The 21,607-nt window shown below is 64.0% G+C and carries 17 protein-coding genes; 7 read left to right on the top strand and 10 right to left on the bottom strand.

Annotated elements, in window-relative coordinates:
• The first annotated feature begins 37 nt into the window (after positions 1-37).
• Positions 38-553 (top strand): MarR family winged helix-turn-helix transcriptional regulator, encoded by a 516-nt coding sequence (locus AB7F10_RS07025; protein WP_428559242.1) that lies wholly within the window; start codon positions 38-40, stop codon positions 551-553.
• Positions 554-566: 13 nt separating this feature from the next.
• Here the strand turns inward: AB7F10_RS07025 and AB7F10_RS07020 are convergent, their stop codons facing one another.
• Positions 567-1,817: a glycoside hydrolase family 5 protein gene (locus tag AB7F10_RS07020; protein ID WP_428559244.1), complete on the bottom strand. Its 1,251-nt coding sequence runs from the start codon at positions 1,815-1,817 to the stop codon at positions 567-569.
• A gap of 57 nt (positions 1,818-1,874) precedes the next feature.
• Here AB7F10_RS07020 and AB7F10_RS07015 point away from each other — a divergent pair, with 57 nt between their 5' ends.
• From AB7F10_RS07015 to AB7F10_RS07005, 3 genes are read left to right on the top strand one after another with little or no spacing between them, the layout of a single operon-like run.
• On the top strand, positions 1,875-3,437 hold the full coding sequence (locus tag AB7F10_RS07015) for a lipopolysaccharide biosynthesis protein (RefSeq protein WP_428559246.1): 1,563 nt from the start codon (positions 1,875-1,877) through the stop codon (positions 3,435-3,437).
• Entirely contained in the window at positions 3,434-4,804 is a 1,371-nt protein-coding gene (locus AB7F10_RS07010) for an O-antigen ligase family protein (RefSeq protein ID WP_428587138.1), read from the top strand. The genes AB7F10_RS07015 and AB7F10_RS07010 overlap by 4 nt, the downstream gene beginning before the upstream one ends.
• Positions 4,776-5,969, top strand: a complete 1,194-nt coding sequence (locus tag AB7F10_RS07005; protein WP_428559251.1) for a glycosyltransferase — start codon at positions 4,776-4,778, stop codon at positions 5,967-5,969. Before AB7F10_RS07010 ends, AB7F10_RS07005 begins: the two co-directional genes overlap by 29 nt.
• On the opposite strand, the gene wecC is transcribed toward AB7F10_RS07005, so the two are convergent.
• The 9 genes from wecC to AB7F10_RS06960 form a co-directional block, all read right to left on the bottom strand.
• Positions 5,952-7,229, bottom strand: a complete 1,278-nt coding sequence (wecC, locus tag AB7F10_RS07000; protein ID WP_428559253.1) for a UDP-N-acetyl-D-mannosamine dehydrogenase — start codon at positions 7,227-7,229, stop codon at positions 5,952-5,954. The genes AB7F10_RS07005 and wecC overlap by 18 nt on opposite strands.
• The gene (gene wecB, locus AB7F10_RS06995; RefSeq protein ID WP_428559255.1) at positions 7,226-8,374 is read right to left on the bottom strand and encodes a non-hydrolyzing UDP-N-acetylglucosamine 2-epimerase; all 1,149 of its coding nucleotides are present in this window, start codon (positions 8,372-8,374) and stop codon (positions 7,226-7,228) included. Before wecB ends, wecC begins: the two co-directional genes overlap by 4 nt.
• Entirely contained in the window at positions 8,371-9,156 is a 786-nt protein-coding gene (locus AB7F10_RS06990) for a WecB/TagA/CpsF family glycosyltransferase (protein WP_428559257.1), read from the bottom strand. The genes wecB and AB7F10_RS06990 overlap by 4 nt, the downstream gene beginning before the upstream one ends.
• Before the next feature lie 78 nt (positions 9,157-9,234).
• Positions 9,235-9,618, bottom strand: coding sequence for an acyltransferase (locus AB7F10_RS06985; protein ID WP_428560016.1), 384 nt, complete (start codon positions 9,616-9,618; stop codon positions 9,235-9,237).
• A gap of 200 nt (positions 9,619-9,818) precedes the next feature.
• Positions 9,819-11,321, bottom strand: coding sequence for an undecaprenyl-phosphate glucose phosphotransferase (locus AB7F10_RS06980; protein WP_428559259.1), 1,503 nt, complete (start codon positions 11,319-11,321; stop codon positions 9,819-9,821).
• Between the two features lie 4 nt (positions 11,322-11,325).
• Positions 11,326-13,635: a GumC family protein gene (locus tag AB7F10_RS06975; protein ID WP_428559262.1), complete on the bottom strand. Its 2,310-nt coding sequence runs from the start codon at positions 13,633-13,635 to the stop codon at positions 11,326-11,328.
• Positions 13,616-14,938, bottom strand: coding sequence for an outer membrane beta-barrel protein (locus AB7F10_RS06970; RefSeq protein ID WP_428559264.1), 1,323 nt, complete (start codon positions 14,936-14,938; stop codon positions 13,616-13,618). Before AB7F10_RS06970 ends, AB7F10_RS06975 begins: the two co-directional genes overlap by 20 nt.
• 403 nt (positions 14,939-15,341) lie before the next feature.
• A complete protein-coding gene (locus AB7F10_RS06965) occupies positions 15,342-15,908 on the bottom strand; it encodes a polysaccharide biosynthesis/export family protein (protein ID WP_428587137.1) in 567 nt (188 codons plus the stop codon).
• Between the two features lie 582 nt (positions 15,909-16,490).
• On the bottom strand, positions 16,491-17,609 hold the full coding sequence (locus AB7F10_RS06960) for a 5-methyltetrahydropteroyltriglutamate--homocysteine S-methyltransferase (protein ID WP_428559269.1): 1,119 nt from the start codon (positions 17,607-17,609) through the stop codon (positions 16,491-16,493).
• A gap of 130 nt (positions 17,610-17,739) precedes the next feature.
• Here AB7F10_RS06960 and AB7F10_RS06955 point away from each other — a divergent pair, with 130 nt between their 5' ends.
• The 3 genes from AB7F10_RS06955 to AB7F10_RS06945 all read left to right on the top strand — a co-directional run bounded on the left by AB7F10_RS06955 (position 17,740) and on the right by AB7F10_RS06945 (position 21,571).
• Entirely contained in the window at positions 17,740-18,375 is a 636-nt protein-coding gene (locus AB7F10_RS06955) for a TetR/AcrR family transcriptional regulator (protein WP_428559271.1), read from the top strand.
• A gap of 81 nt (positions 18,376-18,456) precedes the next feature.
• Positions 18,457-20,340, top strand: a complete 1,884-nt coding sequence (locus tag AB7F10_RS06950; RefSeq protein WP_428559273.1) for an AMP-dependent synthetase/ligase — start codon at positions 18,457-18,459, stop codon at positions 20,338-20,340.
• 58 nt (positions 20,341-20,398) lie between these two features.
• Entirely contained in the window at positions 20,399-21,571 is a 1,173-nt protein-coding gene (locus tag AB7F10_RS06945; protein ID WP_428559275.1) for an ABC transporter substrate-binding protein, read from the top strand.
• The last annotated feature ends 36 nt before the right edge of the window (positions 21,572-21,607 follow it).

Below are 21,607 nucleotides of genomic sequence, written 5' to 3'. Positions count from 1 at the left end.
CGGGCCGAAGGACGGGAAAACCGGGAGATCTGTCATCATGGCAAAACGGGCATCCGCCGCGAAGGCGGCGCCGGGCGTCACCCTGCAGGACGTCTACGGCGCTCCCGGCCATCTGATCCGCCGTTGCAACCAGATTTCCGTCGCGCTGTTCTTCGAAGAGATGAAGCAGACCCGCCTGACCCCGGTTCAGTACGCCGCGCTGGTCGCCATCCACGATCGACCGGGCATCGAGCAGGTCACGCTTGTCGATATGATCGCGATCGACCGTTCCACCATCGGCACCATGTTGCGCGGCCTCGAGGCGCGCGGCCTCATCTCACGGACAACGCCCGAGCATAATCAGCGGATCAAGCAGCTTCGGATTCTGGCCCCCGGCATCAAATTGATCGAACAGACGCAGGCGCAAATGGCGCGCGTGCAACAACGATTGCTCGCACCGCTGACGTCGATCGAACGCAAGACGTTTCTCGCTTTGCTGTCGCGCGTCGTTCACGTCAACAACGAGTTCAGCCGTGCGCCGTTACGGGTTGCACCGGCACCCTCGCCTGATTGACGGTCGACGGCGCTCAGTCAGGCGTGTCGCACGAGACCCGGCCGCGTTTCAGCCCAAGCGCCGCCAGAACGTCGGTGTCCAGCACGCGCTTGTCATCGCTCTGCACCAGAGCGAACGGGCCGTCATAACTGAAATAGCTCCAGGCGAAGCGACGCGTGTCGGCGCTGCGGCGGACGTCATCCAGCCACCGCATGCGGTCCGCACAGAGCGCGCCGGCTTGTCCCGGCACCTTGCGGAGCACACCGAATTCGCCGATCAGAATCCGGTCCGGCGCGACATTGTGTTCGCGGGCCCATGCCGCCACGAGATCGAATCGCTGCTCGATCAGCGGCCGGCCCGGATTGCTCTTGTAGTACTTCTTGAGGTTGTGAGAGGCACCGATCCGCGCTTTTTCGCGCGCGAGAAGATCGAGATTCGCTTCCTCGACCTGATGGCCGATCAACGCCATCGGCCGTTCGATGGGTGCCGCGCTTGCCGGCCATGGCACTTCGTCGAGATACTTCTCCGGCCAAGCGATGAACTTCGCCCCCTGATGGGTAAAGGCGAATGGCTCATAAAAATGAAAAGTGAAGATCAGATTGCGGTCGCCGAGCTTTGCCGGATCGAGCGCCAGCAGCCCCTCGATCGAGGACACACAGGCGCCGGTCACCACCAGCGTCAGGTTCGGCGCCGCCGGCCTTGCCTTGCCGATCATTTGCCGGAGCATCGTTTGCCAGCGGGTATTCTCCTCGCCTTTGCACTTCAGGCGCGGCTCATTCATCAACTCCAGTGCGACGCGGTTCTGGTCGAGACGGGACAGCCGCTTCGCCATTTCGGCAATCACTTCGTTCAGCCCCGCATAGGCGCGCGAATCCGGGTCGATCATCGCGTGCTGCCCCCACACCGGGTGACGGCTGTTCGGATGCAGATCGACGATCACATCAAGACCGGCATCCATGATCTTTCGTAATGCGTCGAAAAGCATGCCGTACATTGCCTCGCGACGGCTGCCTTCCAGAACGAAGAACGGCGCCGGATCGACTGGCAGCCGGATCGTCTTGAACCCTGCGGCTTTCAGCGCGCGAAGATCGCCCGCCGTCGGCGGCGGTGGCTTCTTGTTGCCGTAGGGCGGCCACACCACGCCGGTTGAAGGCGCGCGCTCATAACGCGGCCAAGTAAACCATTGCGCAACGTTGATCGACGGCCCGACATCGAATTTCGCCGCCGCGGGACTTGTCAGGCAGAACACCACGACAGCGGCAAGAAGCGCATCACGAATCCGCATGATCCCTCATAGTGCCGTTCATTCGACGAATGACTGACATGGGAACGCGGCAGATATTTGTACGTCTGCTTTTTCTCGACGCGCGAACGATGCGCTGCGTATCGCTCGATTTTGACCCGATCTTGGTCCCATTTTCGCCACGGAACGCGGCAACTCTTCACATCATCATCAAGAAGGCCGACGGGTGACGCTCGCGCGTGCCGCGTCGGTTTCGTCATCGGCGGGTGCATCGCTCTTGATCCGGATTCGTCGCGCAGCCGGCTTATCGGCGGCACAACAACTGCTGTCGTTGCCGATCCGCCGCAGCGCGAGCAATCTGCTCCGACGCCAATCGCAATCGATGGTGTTCGCATGACTTTGACGAGCACGAAGTCGCCGGACGCCGGGGCCGGCATTCTCAGCCGGTTTTCAAGTGCAAAGGTCCGGATCGCCGCCGTCGGCGATCAAGTCATTGTCGCATTCACGAACTTTGCGCTGACGCTCGCCCTCGGCCGGGCCTACGCCGCCGAGGACTTCGCCGCCTACGGTATCGGCCTGTCGATCGGTCTGATGCTGCAGGGTATTCAGCGCCACAGCATCACCATTCCCCTGATGCTGCAGCCCTCCGCCAAGGTACGGCAGGACATCGCGACAGTGCTCGGCGAACAGTGCATGACGGTCGCGCTGGCGGCTTGCCTCGGCGCCATCGCTTACGCGGCCGCGGCGCTTGTCGGACATGGGCGCTATGTGCTGACCATCGTCGCATCGAGCGCGGTCATGCTGTTCGTCTACCTCCAGCTCGAGTTCGCGCGCGTCCTGCTGGTCAAGATCGGCAGGCCGTGGCTCCTGCTAGCCAGCGCCGGCTGGTATTGCGCAGTGGCGGTGACGCTCGCGGTATCGGCGCTGTGGTTCAATCTCACCTACCCGTCGCTCCTCGCTGTGCTCGGTGCGGCGATGATTATGCATCTTGCGGCGTTGCCGATGCTGACAGCCGCGCCGTCGCTGCGGCAGGGGTGGCAACGATTTCGGGCCGATATGGCGCGCTACGGCGGCTGGTCGGCGGCGGCGACCTTCACCTACACCGGCTATAACCACGTCCCGCTGTTCATGCTGGGCATTCTTGCCGCCCCGATGAGCGCCGCGGCTTTCGTCGCCGCGCGCAGCCTGATGCAGCCGCTTCAGATCCTGTTGCGTGGCTTCGACATCGCCGACAAATCGCGGTTTGCCGAACTGGCCCATTCGCCGGCCGGCGCCGGTCAGCGGACAATGACGATCAGACTTGTCGCGATCTATGCGGCCATCGGCCTTGCCTTCGCGGGGCTTGCGGCGCTTGCGTCGGGCGAAATCATCATGCTGGCTTACGGCGACAAGTTTGCAGGACACGGCGGTGCGCTCGTCGCCTGGGCCATTACCTATGTCCTCATCAGCGTCGCGATGCCGCTTGAGTCGCTGGTCTATGCCCGCGAGCAATTCGCCCGTTATTACGCCATGCGCGGCCTCGCATCGCTGGTTGCGATCGCGGTCGCCTACCCGCTCATCCTGCGGTTTGCCGAGGTCGGCGCTATTGCGGCGTGCGGCATCGGCTGGCTCCTCGCCGTTTCCGGCACCGCTGCGCTGATGCTGCGCAAGAGGCGGTCATGATCGCCGCCCGGCCGAATATCGTCGTCATCTTTTGCGCCGGCGTCGCCGCCGCGGCGACCGCCGCGATCGCCGCGCAGGCCCCGCCCTTGACCGCGATCTCCGTCGTGCCCGGCGTCGCCTGCGGCGCGGCGCTGTTCTATCTGGCGCTGCGCGGGAACCGCACTGCCGCCTTGCTGCTTCTGTTCGGCACCGTCTTTCTGATGCAGGCGGTTTTTCGTATCCGCGCCTATGACGACAAGGACATTGACTTCCAGGTCATCATCAAGATGGCGCTCTGGGTCGCCGTCGCAACCGTCGCCACGGTCTATGTCCGCCGCTGGGCTCACCTGCTGCTGCAGCCGACCAATCTTCCAGCCATCCTGTTCATCCTGTGGCTGCCGCTGACCGCAACGGCATCTTCCGCCCCGAACTACACGCTCGCGTCAGCCTTTACCATCGTCGCCTGCGTTCTGACTTGCGCCTATGTCTTTGCGCGGTTTCCGGCCAGCACGGTCTTTCTAACCATCCTCGCCTCGGTGACGCTATTTTGCGCAATCTCCATCGTCGTTTACTTCGTGCTGCCGGAATTCGGCCATTACGTGTATTGGCTCAACGAGGAACGCTTCGTCAGTCCGCGTCTCGCAGGCATTGCGGGCAGCGCCAACAACATGGCGCTGATTGCCTCCTTCGGCATCATTCTCATCGCGCTTGAGGCCCGTACCCTGTACCGCATAAATCCGCTGTCTCTCCCCGCCGCGACGGCGATCTGCGGTGCCGCGCTGGTGATGACAAATTCCCGCATGGCGCTCGCCATGACCTGCGCGATCGTCGCCATGATGTGGCTGCTCAACTGGCGCCGCCTCTATGCCGGGCTGTTCATCGCCTCGACGGGACTGCTGGCGGCCATCGCCATCCTGCCGTTCGGTCAGGATGCGTTACTGAAGGCCGTTTCCCGCAGCGGCACCGTTGGCGAGGTGACATCGTTCACCGGCCGGACGGAGATCTGGTACACTGTGCTCAAGCTTGCACAATTGCAGCCGTGGATGGGCTATGGCTATGGCAGCTCGGTGTTTGTGCTGCCGGAGCATACCGACGCGATCGGCTTCGCGACGTCACATGCCCACAATCTCTTCCTGCAACTGCTGCTGACCACCGGCGGCGTCGGGCTGCTGCTGTTCCTCGCGACCATGCTGGCGCTCGGCATTCGCGCCGTCGCCTATCGCGACCGCGTCATCGTGGTGATGCTCGCCTTCGTCGTGTTGAACGGCCTGACTGAATCGAGCGGGTTCACGACGCTCGCCAATATCTGCACCCTCGCATTCGCCATAGCGGTGGCCTACGACCCCCGAAGGAGTCGCGATGAAAATCGTGCTGCATATCAGCGCTGACTTTCCGGACCCGATGGTGCCGGCAAAGACCAAAGCCGTCGCCAATCTGCTGGGTCTTGTCGGCGGTTTTCGTCATGTCGTCTGTTCGCTGAACCGTCTGAGTTGGCACCGCGGCGTGCGCGCCCTGCCGTTCGGCGAGGACCGCATTGCTATCGCCTATGGCGCGCCACCCTACGGGATCGGCCTTGCGCGTTTCCTGCGGCCGGTTGCCGACCTCATCGCTGCCGATCTCACGCGCAACAGTATCCGCCCGGACCTCATCCACGCCCACAAGCTGTCGGTCGAGGGCCTGGTCGCCGCCGATCTCGCGGAACGCCTCGGCGTTCCCTTCATTGCCAGCCTGTGGGGCGACACGGACACCAAGATCATTAACGCCAAACGGGGGCTGCGCGAACGCTATCGCGCGATTGCTGCGCGCGCGGAGCGGCTGCTGCCCGCCGCGCCGTGGACGGCACGTTATGCGCTGGAGACGCTCGGCGCGCGGCCGGAGCAGACCGAGGTCTTGCCTGTCGTCACCGCGGAAGACGCCGTTATTCCGCCTGACATGCGGGAATCTGAACGACTGATCAGTGTGTTCGCGCTCGATTCATGGCAGCGCAAGGGCCTCGATGTCCTGTGCGCCGCGATGCGCGGGGTCGGCACGGCACGACCGAACGCGGTTCTCAACATCTTCGGCGGCGGCAGCCCGCGCGCCGTGTTCGCCGCCAGCCGTGTCATCGCTCGCGCAAAGGTCGGCGACCGGATCCGACTGCGCGGCGCGCTCCCGCACGACCGCGTCCAGCCGGTGATGAACGGCTACGCTGCTTATGTGATGGCGCCTCGCCGCGAGACCTACGGCATGGTCCACGCCGAAGCGGTGCTCGCCGGCATCCCCGTGCTGTGGGCGAAAGACCGTGGCATCGATGGCCTCATCGGCCCGGAGGCCGGCGTCAGATGCGATCCGTCCTCGGCGTCCGCAGTCGCCGAAGGCATCCTGCATCTTCTCGCCAACCAGCGCCGCCTCAAGAATGGCATCGCCGGACTGCAGACGGCCGGCGCCTTCGGCCACCTGCAGCGCGACAGCATCGCACGCGCCTATGCAACTATTCTGACGCGCGCGACAAGCGGCACGGAGAACCGCGACCGCCTGCCGCGCTCGCGTCCGCGGCTAGTGGTTGCGCGCTGAGCGGCCCGGATCACGCCAGATACCGCGCGTATCGTAGATGATCGCGCCGTTGCGCCGTTCCGTCGGCACCCGTGCGAAGGCCTCGTGATCGACCAGCACCGCGACGATACCGGCCTCGCCGAGCGCCTCGTCGAGCGTCGCCTTGCGCACGCCGAACCGCGCGATATTGACCGGCAGTTGTTTGATGTGCGGCTCGACGACCGAGACGCGGGGGCCGTACTCTTTCGCCAGCCGCTCCACGATCTCGACTGCCGGGCTCTCGCGCAGGTCATCGACATTGGCCTTGAAGGTCAGGCCGAGGCAGGCGAGCCGATACTCCGGATAATCTTCCATCAGCAGATTGATCCGGTCGAACACGTAATCCGCCTTGCCGTCGTTGACGTCGCGCGAGGTGCGGATCAGCCGGGCGGCCGACGGCGCGGCATCGACGATGAACCACGGATCGACCGCGATGCAATGACCGCCGACGCCCGGTCCCGGCCGCAGGATGCTCACCCGCGGATGCCGGTTGGCGAGTTCGATCACGTCCCACACGTCGACATCAACATCGTCGCAGATCATCGACAGTTCGTTGGCGAAGGCGATGTTGGTGTCGCGATAGGCGTTTTCGGTGAGCTTCACCATTTCCGCCGTCCGCGCCTGCGTCTCGATGCAGCGGCCGTTGACGAACAGCTCGTAGAAGCCGCGCGCCCGCGCGCTGCAAAAGGCCGTGATGCCGCCGATGCAACGGTCGTTCTGCACCAGTTCCATCAGGATGCGGCCCGGCAAAACGCGCTCCGGACAGTATGCGATATAGACGTCCGGCTCGGCGCCGTTTTCAATCTCGAGATTGAGGTCCGGCCGCGCCCGCGCGATTGCGTCGCGGACCTTTTCGGTCGTCCCGATTGGGCAGGTCGATTCGATGATGACCAGGCTGCCGCGTACGATGTGCGGCGCGATGGAGCGCGCCGCACTCATGACGTGATCGACAATCGGCCGGCGGTTGCCCGACAGCGGTGTCGGCACCGCAATGATGAACACATCCGCCGGTTCCGGCGCCATATGCGCGGTCAGCATGCCCGAGCGCACGCATTTCTGCACGAGACCGTCGAGATCGGCCTCGGTGATGTGGATCGATCCGCGTCCCACCGTCTCGACGATTTCGGGATTGGTGTCGACGCCCATCACCCGCAGGCCGCGGCTTGCCATCAGGGCCGCGGTCGGCAGCCCGATGTAGCCGAGGCCCAGAACGCAAACCGATGAGATGTCCTGGTTCTTCATAGTGCACTCTCCTTTTGACGACGGTAACCGGCCGTGTCGGCAAGAACGTTGATGATGCGCTGGCTCGCTCGGCCGTCGCCGAACGGGTTGTGGGCGCGGCTCATGCGCTGGTAATGGACGCGGTCCGCCATCAGCCGCAGGCCTTCCTCCGCGATCCGGCGCGGATCGGTGCCGACGAGGAGCGCGGTGCCGGCGGTGACGCCTTCCGGCCGCTCCGTGGTATCGCGCATCACAAGAACGGGCTTTCCGAGCGCCGGCGCCTCCTCCTGCACGCCGCCGGAATCCGTCAGAACAAAATGGCAGCGCGACAGCAGATAGACGAACGGCACATAGTCCTGCGGCGGCAGCAGCCGGATACGCGGATGATTGCCGAGACGGTTCCGCATCGGGCCGACGACATTCGGATTGGGGTGGACCGGGAAGACGATCAGAATGTCTTCCCGCTCCGCGAGTTTCAGCAAGGCCGATGCGATCCGCTCCATGCCGCCGTCGAAATTCTCGCGGCGATGCGCCGTGACGAGGACGATGCGGCGATTGTCGTCGAGCGGCGGCAGGCCGTTGTCGGCCAGTCCGCGAGCAGCAACGGCATCGTCGATCTTGCCGCGGGTCTTCAGCAGCGCATCGATCACCGTATTTCCGGTGATGAAGATCCGATCCTTCGGAACGCTCTCGCGGCGCAGCGACTCCGCTGCGGCAGGCGTCGGCGCGAAATGCAGCGATGCGACCGTCGAGATGATCTTGCGGTTCACCTCTTCCGGAAACGGCGAGTAGATGTTGCCCGACCGCAACCCAGCCTCGACATGGTCGACGGGAATCTTCCGGTAGTAGGACGACAGCGTGGCGACCATTGCCGTTGTGGTATCGCCCTGAACCATTACCCGGTCCGGCGCGGCGTCTTCCAGCACCCGGTCGAAGGCCGACAGGATGCGCCCCGTCATCTGCGGCAGGGTCTGGTTCGGCCGCATGATGTCGAGGTCGACGTCCGGTTCGATATTGGCGATGCGCAGGACCTGATCCAGCATCTCGCGATGCTGCGCGGTGCTGCACACCGTAACGTTGAAATCGCGGCTGTTGCGCAGCGCGAGGATGACCGGGAAAAGCTTGATGGCTTCCGGCCGGGTGCCGAATGCGACAAGAATGTTCATTGCACGCCCCTCCGGATGCCGGTGACGCCGCGCCGCCCGGCCGCCCGCGCGACAAGCTCGCGTCCGATCAACCTGGCGTAGACCGCATTGGTGCTGGCGTAGCGCCACCACATGCGCTTCGGCTCCTGCCATGTCCGGTAGAGCCATTCGAGACCCGCACGTTGCATGAGAACCGGCGCGCGGCGCACCGCGCCGGCCAGAACATCGAGCGACCCGCCAACGCCCATAATGAACGGGACGCCAAGGTCTGCGCGATAGCGATGCAGAAGGCGCTCCTTGCGCGGCGTCGGCATGGCGATGAACAGGCAATCGGCCCCGCTCGCCCGGATATGGGCGACGACGTCGGCCTCATCCTCCAGCTCGAAATAGCCGTCGTGCGCCCCCGCGAATGTGAGGCCGGGCCATCGCGCGAGCGCGACAGCCATTGCCCGTTCCAGAACCGCCGGGCGCGCGCCGAGGAAGTACGGCCGGAACGACTCGCGTGCGCAGATTGCGAGCAGTCGCTCCATCAGGTCGACGCCCGCGACGCGCTCGGGGACATGGATCCCCAGAGCCCGCGCGCCCCAGACGATCCCGGTGCCGTCAACGCCGACCAGATCGCTCTCGATGACGTCGCGCCGCAGGTCCGGGTCGGTCCGCGTCTTCACGAGCTTCGCGACGTTCAGCGCGACATGCTGAACCGGCTGCCGGGTGAGCATCGCTCGTCGCGCGATTGCGACCGTCTGGTCGAATGTCAGGGGATCGATCGGGACCCCGAGAAATGTCGTTCGCATCATGGCCATCCTTTCCGACACAAACCGCCCCCGCTTGGACAAGCGATGCCTGTCCAACCCTTTGTTTCGACGATGAAATCCTGCCCGCTAGGTGCTCTGGGTCATGCGGCCTTCCGATAAGGTTTCCCAGTCCCAGAGGCAGCCAAAGCGATAGGTCTTGATGCCGGAGCGCACGACCCGCGCCGGATTGCCGACGACGATCGAGCCCGGCGGCACGCTCCGCGTGACGACGCTGCCGGCGCCGACGATGGAGCCGTCGCCCACCGTCACACCCGGCATCAGGATGCTGTGTGCGCCGATGAAACAGCGCGCACCGATGCGCGTGTCGGCATAAATCCCCCGTGTCATGTCATGGGTCAGGATCACGCTGCCGAAGGCGACGTAACTGTCCGGTCCGATGTGGACTCCGCTCGGATGCGTCCGGTCAAGCTCCACGCGCAGCGAGAAGGCCGCGGTCGGATGAATATCCATCGACCACACCCGGCACAGATAGACACGCCGCAGCGCAATCAGCGATCTGCGGACGCGCAGCCAGACGGCGCGCAGCCATCCGCGTTTCGGATCGCGGACAGCCACCGGCACAAAGCCGGCTGCGGCCCAGTCCGCGTCGCGGCTTTCATTCATCGCAATTCCTCCTGTGGCTTCGGCGATCGGCATCAGGCTTCCTTCGATCAGTACGCATTGCGATACGAGGTCGGCGACAGCACGGTTGTCAGCAAAATTCGGATGTCCAGCAACAGCGACCAGTGGTCGATGTAATAGAAGTCGTGTTCGACGCGCTTCAGCATCTTGTCGAGCGCGCTGGTTTCGCCGCGGTAGCCGTTAACCTGCGCCCAGCCGGTGATGCCGGGCTTGACGTTATGGCGACGGGCATAAAGACGAATCTTCTCCTCGTACTGGCAGTTATGCGCCAGTGCGTGCGGCCGCGGCCCCACGAGCGACATATGACCGAGGATCACGTTGAGGAGTTGCGGCAGTTCGTCGAGATTGGTTCGCCGCAACAGCCGGCCCACGCGTGTGATGCGCATGTCGTCTTTGGTGGCCTGCCGCACGACCGCGCCGTCATCGAGCGTCGTCATGGTCCGGAACTTGAAGATCCGGAATTCCTTCTGATTGAATCCATTTCGCCGCTGGCGAAACAAAACCGGACCCGGCGTATCGAGCTTGATGGCGATCGCGATGGCCGCAAGCACCGGCGCCGCAGCCGCCAGCATCAACGAAGCGACGGCGAAATCGAACGACCGCTTGAGAATGCGGTCCTTTACCGTCAGCGGCGCACGCGCCAGACGAAGCGTGTAGTGCCCACCGACGCGCTCGAGCACCGGATAACGCACCCAGAACAGATGCGGGTCCGGCGCAAGATGGACCGTCGCCGGAATGGCGGACATCATCTCGATGCAGCGGCGGATGGTCTTGGTATTCGACCAGGACAGCGCGAAAGCAACGTCGTCGACGGCCGCATCGCGGGCAATCGTCTCGATGCGTTCCTGGAGTCTTTTCGAAGCCTCGTCGTCTTCAAAGTCGTCGGCTGTCACCGTGACGACATTGACAATTGTTGCACCCCTGCCCGCATCGCGTACCTGCCTCGCGAAATCGCGCGCCAGAACCGGCTCTCCGACCACCAGCGTCTTGCGGCCGGCGATCAAACCGCTCCTCAGGCCGCGGCCGACGACGCGGGTGAGGATGAAGCGGACGATCAGCGCCGTTCCAAGGCCGGCCACATACTGCGCAAGGATCGCGCCGCGAGAATAAGTCTCGGTCATCTGAAAGATGAAGAGACCGAGCACCCAGAGCGAATAGGCCGAGTTCCACCGCAGGAACGCCGACCGCAGCTGCTCGCGACCGTCCAGCTGCCGCTTGATTGAATGGTCGCGGCCGAGCGCGCACTGGACGACATAGACCGCCGCAAGCGCCGCCGCGGTTCCGGCATAGAACCAGGGCGCCGGCACGTACTGAAAGACAGTCAGATGATAGACCGCGCCGGTCTCGAAAATAACGATTGCGAGGATCGCAAACTCGACGGCGGCTGCCAGCACCGGGAAGCTGTGCGCGGCAAGCGCCTGAGACGGCGGATGGGTGGCGAAGGCATCCGAACGGTGACCGCGTTCGAACGACTCCCAGGCGACTGCCGAGCTGCGGCCGGCCTTGATCGTTTGTCTGTCTTCATTCCACATCGACTTACCCCGCAATCGCATCGTGTCGTTGACCGCGATAGCCGCCGTAGCGGTCGTACCGCCTGAAATCGTCGGACGTTCCGTTGAGCACGACGCCCGCAATCTTGCGCTCGAGATCAGGGCTTTCGCTCAACATGGTCAGAACGGCGTCACGGCTGGTGCGTTCGGACGCGACAACCAGCACCGCGAAGTCGGCGAGATCGACCAGCACATCAGCCTCGGCCGCAGCGAGCATCGGCGAGGTATCGACGATCACAAGCTCAAAGGCTTCACGCGCCTGCTGCATCAGACCGGTCATCTGCCCGGACGCCAGCAGGCGGATCACATCCGTGCCGGACATCGCGCGCATGCCGCCGATGACGTAGAGGCCGCTTGCAGGATCCCGTTTCACCGATGCACCGAGATCGCTCTCGCCGGCGAGCACCTCGGCAAGACCCGGCTCACCGGACAGACCGAGGGCCGCGGCGACCGATGGCTTGCGCAGGTCGCCGTCGATCAGCAGCACCTTTTCCCCGGCCCGCGCGGCGACCCGCGCGAGATTGGCGGCGACCGTCGATTTGCCTTCGTGCGGGAGTGCCGAAACGACGATCCCGACTCCGATCCGGCCTTCGCTCGCCTGCCGCCGCAGCCGCAGATAAAGCGCGCGAATGCTTTCCGCGAACGGCGAGTTCGGCCGTTTCAGCGACAGTCCGGCGAGGCGACCGGCATAGCCATCGGCGCGTCGCGTGGCTTCGCCATCCGCGCGGTGCGCCAGCGCGCGCAAGCCGGGCGTGCGCCCCTCGAGCGAGGCGGCGCCGAACCGACCGTCGACCAGCGGGATCGAGGCGAGCGGCTGCAGACCGAGCATGGTCTCCACTTCGGCGGAGCTGCGGAACCCTTTGCCGAAGGCCGAGCGCGCCAGCGCCAATGCGATGCCGAGCCCGAGGCTGCCGATCAGCGCGAGAGCGATCGAAAGGCCGCGGCGCGGGAAGCTCGGGCTCGGCGGCGGCTCCGCCTGCGACACGATCCGCGAATCCGGGATTTGCAGGTTCAGCGCCGCGGTCTGCTTGGCGCGCGACAGGAAGGCCTCGTACAGATTGCGGTTCGCCTCAACCTCACGCTCCAGCTCGTGCATCTTGATGCTGGCCTGGTTGAACTCGGCTGCGCGCGCCTTCAACTCGTCGAGACTCGCTTCCAGCGAGGCCTCGCGGCTCTTCGCCATCTCGAATTCGGTCTTGGCGCTCGAGACGATCCGCTGGATCTCCTGCGTAATCTGTCCCTCGATGCGGCCAAGCTGCGCGCGCCCCGCCACCACCATCGGATGACCCGCGCCGTAGCGCGCCTCGCGTTCGGCCTGCTGTTTGACGATGTCCGCATATTGCCCGCGCAGGTTCGAGACGACCTGCGATTGCAGGACGTCCGGCGAAGCGGCCGCCGAGCGCAGCCGCTCCGGTGTGACCTGACGCAGCCGCTCGTATTTCGCCCGCGCCTCGGCGGCGCGCGCCCTCGCGTCGACGAGCTGGTCATTGAGCTGCGAGACCTGCCGGTCGGACAGGTTCTCGCCGCCGGGATTGAACAACCCGTTCTTCGCCTTGTAGGCCTCGAGCGCCCGCTCGGATTGCTCGAGCTTCTCCTTCTGCTCGGAGGATCGCGACGCAAGCCAGCTGCTGGCGCGCTGCGTGGCATCCGCCTTGGCGGCGAGCTGGTTATCGAGATAGACGGTCGCAAACATATTGGCGATCCGCGCCGCCTTGGCCGGATCCTGCGACCACGCATTCAGCTCGATGACATAAGTGAGGCCGCGGCGTTTGGCGTCGGTCTCCTTGTCGAGCCTGGCGACGATGCCGGCAAGCTCGTCCGTTTCGGCGTCCTCGCCGTCGTTGCCGAACAGGGCCCGCAACGGAACGACGACCGCCGTCTTCACCAGCGACAGAATACCGTTGCCGCCGCTGAACTCCGGATCGTTCTTCAGATCGAGACGCTGCGCCACCTCGCGCATCACGCGGTCGGACTTCAGTAGCTCGACCTCGCTTTCGATCGCCCCGTTGTCGGTGCCCGGACGTCCGACAACCTCGGCGTCCTGGAGAATCTTGGTCTGCCGGGAATCGACCAGCACCGTCACGGTGGCGCGATACTTCGGCGTCAAGCCGAGCACGACCGCCGCGGCGATCACCGTTCCTGCGACGGTGACGACGGCGATCATCTTCAGGTTGCGCCGCACCGAGCGGAGCATCGACATCAAGGCGTCAGCCTCGGCATCGTGCTGCGGCGCGTGCCGGCGGTCGTGATCGACGTCCGGCAGGCCGGCGTGATGATTAATGCTGCGCTGTAACATTAAACATCACCACATGCTGGTCGAAGGTGTAGTTTGCGAGGCTCGAGTTGCGGTCGATGAAGTCGTAACGGCCGTCGAGGCTCCAGGTCCGGTTGAGCGCATAGCGCCCGCCGAGCGAGAACTTCGCGACCTTGTCGATCCGCGATTGCAGCCCCTGGAATTTCTGGTGGCTGTAGGTCGCACCCGCGAACAGCGTCAGATTGCGCAGCAACTCGTAGTCGGCCCGCACCATGAAATTGGTGTCGAGCCGCGAGTCGAAGTCCGACGACACGGTTTCGGCAACCCGCCGCTCGGCGCTCGCCCTGACCGATAGCAGCGGCGTCGCGAGCCATAGCGCCTGCGCCTTAAAGGACGCGCCGCTGACTGGAACAATCGCCGGATTTTCATAGGATTGCGAGAGAAAGCCGGCCTCCACGCTGCCCGAGATCAGCGGCGTCATTGTGAAGGCAAGGCCCGCCGTGACGTTGTAGCCGTTCGAATCGCGGTTCAGAACGCCTTCACCGGCGTATCGGCGCGCATTGGCCGAGGCGCGCACGAAAGCCTGGTAACCCGGCGAGAACTCGTAGTAGGGCCGCACGAAGGTCGAGACGATGGTGCCGCTGCGCGACGACTGATCGAGCACGCTACCGTCCACCGCACTTACGTCCTCATAAGACAGCCGACGTACGGCGCCGTTCACCGCAACGCCGAAGCGGCCGAATGCCTTGGTGACGGTGGTTTCGCCGCGAATATCGAGATAGGGCACCGGCTCCGCAGCGTTGCGTGGCGAAGAAGCCTCGCCCCGCTCCTCATGTTTACGTGCGACTTCCGCCGCGCCGTCGACCTTGAGATCGTTGGCGATGTCCCAATGCGTCTTCAAACGCGCATGGGCATCCGTGCGATTCTCGCTCGAATATGTCCGATACCGGTAGAGATCGGCGCCGAGATCGAAATCGGCGGAAAATCCCGGCGTGCCCGCGCTGAACGACGTCGGCAGCTTGCCGTACTGCACGTTGAGGCCGGGCGAAAAGCGCGCCACGGCGTCCGACCTTGGATCGGCGGAACTTGCAAAGACGTTCGAGTTGTAGAGCACGCCTGCGGACATCCGCGGATAGAACATGAACTGTCCGAACCGGTACCCGATCGGATCGAATTCCGGATGAGGACGCTCGTCGACCGGAATTCGCGATAGTTCGTAATCCGGCAAAGCATCCTCGCCGTGGCTTTGACTGCACATTGCCATCGTTCCCATGACGACGATCAGCAGGAACTCACCTCGCGCGAAACAGATCTCAAAGCCGCGCCGCAATGGGCCGCCTGCCATTTCCGAACGGCCTGTGCGATTTGAGATCAATCGTGTGCGTTCCTGAATGCGTTGCGTTCCCGATTCGTCGCTGATGCTGCGAATGACACGGAGGTTCGCGTCCGTTTCGGCAAACGGCCACCGTCACGACAACCGCCGTGCCATCGCTATGACCCCTTGAAGCCCGAAAGACTTGAAAGCCGCACCGGCCGCAGCGCGGCAGGCGGCCCGATCAATCGGGGAATTCGAAACGTTTTGCGGAGCGCGGCCATTGCCAGCGCCCGCAAACCTCTCGCCGGACGGCGATTGCCGTGGCCGAAGCCATGAATCCGACCATTCGTTCCCCCTTCTCACGCGCCACGCGACGCATCCAGTTTCCGTTCGGCGACCTTCGGACGTCCGGCCGCCGATCCCTCGCTTCGTGTCAGAAGTACCGCTCGGGTACGCGAATATTGTCGCCGGGCGACACCGACGCCGATGTGACATCGGACTTGACCGTCCGCTCGCCTTTCTCGCCCTGGCGGCGGATATAGAGGGTGTGCGTATTCGCCCTGTAGGTGTAACCGCCTGCCATCGCGACCGCGTCGTGGATCGTCAGGCCGGGCCGATAAGGATACTGTCCGGCATTCTTGACCTCGCCGACGACGTTGAATGGCCGATAAGTCAGAACCTCGACGGCAACGCGCGGATTCTTGACGAAGCGGCCGTTCAGTTTCTTCGCGACTGCGCTTTCAAGCTCGTCGACCGTCCTGTTGGCCGCAACGACGTCGCCAGCGAGCGGAAGCGCGATCTTACCGGCGCTGCTGATCTGAAACTCGCCCGACACGTCAGGCTCATTGAATACCGTGACCTTGACCTTGTCGCCGAGCGCCAGCCGATAGGTTTGCGGCGATGCCTCAGCCATCGCGTAAGGCGTCGCTGCCGTATCGGCAGCACCGACGATCCCGCGTGGGCCGTCGCAGTTGCTCAACGACATGTTGATGGCAGCCAAGACAAGCAATGTTCGTCCCCAATTCATTGTTGTCCGATTGTTCGATGAACGAAGTTCGCGAGAGCGGCACAGACGCATGCTCTTGTTTGCGCCGCAGCGAATAGAGCCGTCGCATTTTGTCCGGCATTGGGCGCGTCGGCGGAAACTTTATGTTCTTATTGCGGATCGTCGTTCGCGCGCGGGAATGGAATCACGAACGCGAATGCACGGTCACAATTCGTGTCGATCGCGCGCGTGATGATCGCGACAGAATCCGACATGCATTGAACATGGATCTAGCCGTAATGAACGACGCTGCGACTGTGACTAACACTCCACACTGTCACCCAAGTGCGACTGTTGTCACTCTTTTGCGACACGTGCTTCGCTGTCGATGATGATGTTCGATGCAGTTCGCGTAACGATTACGCAGTTTCGAAATGTAGCTGCGTCATCCGCGCGATTCGCAACACATTCCGAGTACTCCGCATCTCAAACGTGGAGCATCGTTGTCTCAAATTTGAACAGAGAGAAGCGACCTGCGCGCGCAATAAAACGTTGCAGCGATGCGCGACCGGAAAATAATGACGCCATTACGCTTTGTTATGCGTCGTTCCAGATTGCGCGCGCGGCCTCGACAATCAGCGACAGCTTGGCGCGCTCATCGTCTTCGCTCAACGGGTTGCCGGCCACAGTGCTCGCGAACCCGCATTGCGGGCTGATCGCGAGCTGCCCGAGATCGATATGGCGCGTTGCTTCGTCGACTCGCCTCTTGAGCACATCGATCGGCTCGAGCGCCGGCGTCTTGCTGCTGATGAGTCCGAGCACCACCCCGCGGTTCTTCGGGACGAAACGCAGCGGCGCGAAGTCGCCAGCTCGCGGCGTATCATATTCGAGCAAGAAGTGAGTCACCTTGGTGTTGGCGAAGAACCGCTCCGCGACCGACTCATAACCGCCCGCGCCAAGATAGTGTCCCTTGAAATTGCCGCGGCACATATGGACGCCGATCGCCATATCGGCCGGGCAATCCGCCACCGCCTGATTGATGCTGTCGATATAAAGATCGACCAACGCGTCCGGATCGCTGCCGGATGCCTTGATCTGCTCGCGGATCGCCGGATCGCACAGCAACGCCACGGCAACCTCATCAAGCTGGATATACCGGCAGCCGGCCTTCGCCAGCCCTGCGATCTCCTGCTTGAAGACCGTCGCGAGATCGGCAAAGAACGCGTCGACGTCGGCATAGGCTTTCTTGTCGGCATAATCGTCGCAGCGATAAAAATGCATGGTGGACGGAGCCGGCAGCGTGATCTTGCCGGTGACCTTTGTGACCGCGTGCAGAAATTCGTATTCGTCGAGCGCCAGAGGCTGACGGCGGCCGATCTTGGCCGTCGCATAAGGCGCAGTGAACGCGACCTCATGCCCCTCGTCGTTGCGGAACTTGAACGAGGCCGGCCTGATTTCGAAGCCCTCGGTGCGGTCGACGAAACGGCCCCAGTAGGAACCGCGCCGAAACTCGCCGTCGGTCACCACCTTCAGTCCGACCGCCTCCTGCTCAGCCACCGCCTTGCGGATGCAGTCGTCCTGGAGTTTACCGAATTCGGCGTCGCCGATGGTCTTCGCAGCATGGCTGCGGAATGCCTGCTTGAGAACCGACGGCCGCAACAAACTGCCGACATGATCGGCGCGAAACGGCGGACGCCCAGCGGTCTCTCGGCTCATCAACGGCTCCCGTTTTCTAAATTCTATAGTTTAATAGATAGCATTTAACGCGAGCCCGTGGCACAACTCAATATCGGTAGCGCATAATTTTGTCTTCTCGTCGCAACGAAAATGTCAGGGCTACTGTCCCATGGCCGTTGTCAGCTTTCCATCCAAACCACGATCCGGCGGGCAGCGCCGGCGCAAGCCGGAGATCGTCGAAGCGGCAGCGCGCGTGTTCGCCGAACGCGGCTTTCACGGGACCACCACGCAAGATATCGCCGACGTGCTCGGTATCCGTCAGGCAAGCCTCTATTATTACTTCCCGTCGAAGGAAGCCGCTTTCGAGCAGGTCTGCCTGAAAGGCGTGGAGGACTTTTTCGAAGCCGCCAAGCTGATTGCCGACAGCAACGCCAGCGCGCGGGAACGCCTGTCACTGTTGATCAATTCGCACCTGTCGCCCCTCGCCGACCGCGGCGACTTCGTCAAGGTCTTCCTCAACGAACGCCAGCATCTCCCGACCGAAAGCCGCCGCCGGGTCGGCCGCTGGTCGCGCGGCGTCGAGCGTCTTTTTGAAGCGGTCATCAAGGATGGCGTCGCCGGTGGCGAGTTCCGGCCCGACCTCAATGCGCGGCTCACGACACTCGCCGTGCTCGGCATGTGCAATGCGGCAGCCAGTTGGTATCGCAAGGAAAATGTCGGAATCGCGATGCTCAGCGTCGAATTTTCCCGGCTGGTGGTCGATGGGCTCGGCAAGCGCGCGAAGCCTAAGCGCGCGCGCCGTTAAGCGCCTGACGCGCCGGCGCTATGGAAATCCAAATTTGATTGCGCTATAGAATTTATAGGGAAACGCGCAAGGTAGCGACCAATGACCGGAGTCAACGCGGTCGATCGCGAAAAGCTGCGCCGCACCACGGCTCCGCATTTGCTGTGCGACCGGGCGCGCACTAGCCCGGATTCCGTCGCGTTCCGATCCAAGAAATTCGGCGTCTATCGTGAGCGCACGTGGCTTGACTACGCCGCGCTCGTCGCCCGCGCCGCGCGGGCGTTGCAGTCGCTCGGCCTCGCCCGCGGCGAGCGCGTCGCGATCATGGGCGACGTCTGCGAGGAATGGATGATCTGCGACCTCGCCGTGCAGTCGCTCGGCGCCGTCGTCTACGGTATCTATCCGACCGCTGCGCCCGCCGAAGTGGCCTACCAGATGCGTGATGGCGGCGCGTCGATTTTCATCGCGGAAGACCAGGAATACGTCGACAAGATCCTGCCGCTGGTGGACGACCTGCCGGGGCTGCGCACCATCCTGGTGATCGATGACTCCGCGATGTTCGCCTACGACCACCCGAAGCTGCGCAGTTTCGACGATGCGGCAGGCACCGCGCCGGGAGATATCGCATGGCTTGAGGCGGAGGTGACGAAGCTGTCGCCCGACGACCCCGCCTTCATCGTCTATACCTCCGGCACCACGGGACACCCGAAAGGAGCGCTGGTCACCCACGGCAAGCACCTCGCCGCGACCGATACCGTGTCGGCGCATTACCCGACGCTGCGCGATAAACCGCATCGCACGGCGGTGTACCTGCCGATGTGCCATGTGCTCGGACGCGACGTCGCGATCACGTTGCCGCTGATGACCCAGCTTGTCCCGCATTTCGGCGAAAACCCGGAAGACTTTGCCGCCACGCTGTTCGAGGTCGCGCCAACCGCGATCTTCACCGTGCCGCGCTACCTGCAGAAGTTCGCCTCGCACGTGCTGGTCGGCATGCTCAATTCCAGCCCGCTGAAACGGCGAATCTACGACGGTGCCGTCCGCTTTGCCCGCCGCTACACGCGCCGCCGCTGGGACGGCACAGCGGGCGCGCTCGACACCCTTGCCTATCGGCTTCTGCACGCCGCCGTCTTCGCGCCGATCCTGAACAAGATCGGCTTCGACCGCCTCGAACTGGTCGTCAGCGGCGGCGCTTCGCTGCCGCCGGACACCGCGGCGCTCTGGCATATCTATGGCGTCAATGTCGTCGAGATGTACGGCCAGACCGAAGAGGCCGGCGGCATCATCTCCGGCCAGCGCGGTCCATTCCCGCGCCCCGGCAGCGTCGGCACGCCGGTTGATGGGCTCGACGTCAAGCTCGGGGACGGCGGCGAGGTGCTGGTGCGCGGCCCTGACCTGTTCGAAGGCTACTGGAACAACGACGAAGCAACGCGCGAGATCAAGGGCGCCGACGGCTGGCTGCGCACCGGCGACGTCGGCGAATGGGTTGACGGTTCACTGCGGCTGATCGACCGCGCCCGGGACTTCATCGTCACCGCCGGCGGCAAGACGATTTCGCCGTCCTTCATCGAGAATGCTCTTCGCGCGAGCCCCTATGTCGCGGAGGCGGTCGTGTTCGGCCACGGCCGCAAATACCTCACCGCCGTCATCGAAATCGACTTCGACACCGTCGCCGACTGGGCGCGCGCCAACGACATCGCCTATACCGGATTCACCAGCCTTACCGCGCAGCCCAGTGTCGCAAAGCTGATTCAGAGCGCCATCGACACCGTCAACGCCGACCTCGCCCGCGTCGAGCAGATCAAGGCGTTCCGCATCCTGCCGAAGGCGCTCGACCCCGAGGAAGAAGGCGAGCCGGTGACGCCGACCCGCAAGGTGAAACGCAAGCTGATGTACGAGCGGTTCCGCGATCTGGTCGACGCCATGTACGACGACCGCGAGGACCGGCTGATCGCCGCGGGCGCCGGCGGGCCGCTTATGCAATGACGCAGCTTTGAGTGAGACAGCAAGACCAGAACAACCATACGCAACGAGGGAGGAAGCCATGAAGACGACACTGCTGCTGGGGACCGCGATGGTCTTCGGCTTGACCCTGGGCGCGGCCCTGCCGGCCGCCGCGCAGGACGCCTATCTCGTCGGCCTGACCGGCGCGCTCACCGGCCCGCCGTCGAGCACCTACGCGCCGGCCGTCGAAGGCCTGCGCATCTATATCGACCGCGTCAACGCCGCCGGCGGCGTCAACGGCAAGCAGATCAAGCTCATTCTGGAAGACGACGGCGCGCAGCCCTCCAAGGCCGCCGCCAACACCAAGAAGCTGATCACGCAGGACAAGGTCGTCCTGATGGTCAATGCGAGCCTGTCATCGACCTACGCGCCGGTGATCGCGGAGAGCAAGAACGCCAACGTCCCGCTGCTGTTCGCCAGCGGCGTCTGCCCGAAGAGCGTCTACCCGCCGGCCGACCCGCTGCAGTTCTGCACCACCGGCTATGCCGCGAATTACGATAGCCAGGCCGCGCTCGACTTCATCAAGACCCATGCCAAGGGCGCGGTGAAGATCGGGTTCTCCGCGATGGCCATTCCGCTGTCGCGCGGCGAGATCGACCACGCGGAAAGCCTGTCGAAGACGATGGGCATGACGCCGGTCGACAAGGAAGTCATTCCGCCGCCGACCGCCGACTACACGCCCTTCGCCACCAAGCTGAAGGACGCCGGCCCGACCTGGGTTTATTCCTGGGCGCCGTGGGTAACGCAGGTGCGCACTTTCGAAGCGCTGCGCAAGCTCGGCTGGAAGGACGACATGATCGCCTGGGCGCATCTTGAGTCCGAGGCCGAACTGCCCCGGCTCAAGGACGACCGGTTCTTCGTGATCGGCGCCAATGCGCTGTTCCAGGACAACCTGCCCGCCCACAAGGAGATCATCGACGCCGTCAAGAAAGCTGGCTCGAAATATCCGCCGACCATGATGACCGAAGGCTGGATCGGCGGCATGGCGATCGAGGCGGCGCTGAAGGCGGCCGGATGGCCGGCGGACCCGGCCAAGGTGCGCACGGCGATGGAAAGCCTGAAGCTCGACACCAAGGGCCTGCGCGGCAGCCCGATCGAGTGGACCAAGGACAACCACTTCCGCACCAAACTCGATTACCGCGTCTACCGCTGGGACGGCGCAAAGTCGGCGATCGCGCAGGTGCAGGACTGGAAGTCCTATCCCGTGAAGTAACCGCCGGGATCCTCCCTGCCCGGCGGCGGCGCGCTC

The organism is Pseudolabrys sp., from assembly GCF_050250095.1.
Lineage (GTDB): Bacteria > Pseudomonadota > Alphaproteobacteria > Rhizobiales > Xanthobacteraceae > Pseudolabrys.
Note: the sequence above shows the minus strand (reverse complement) of the source record. Positions and strands in the feature narration are given on the sequence as shown.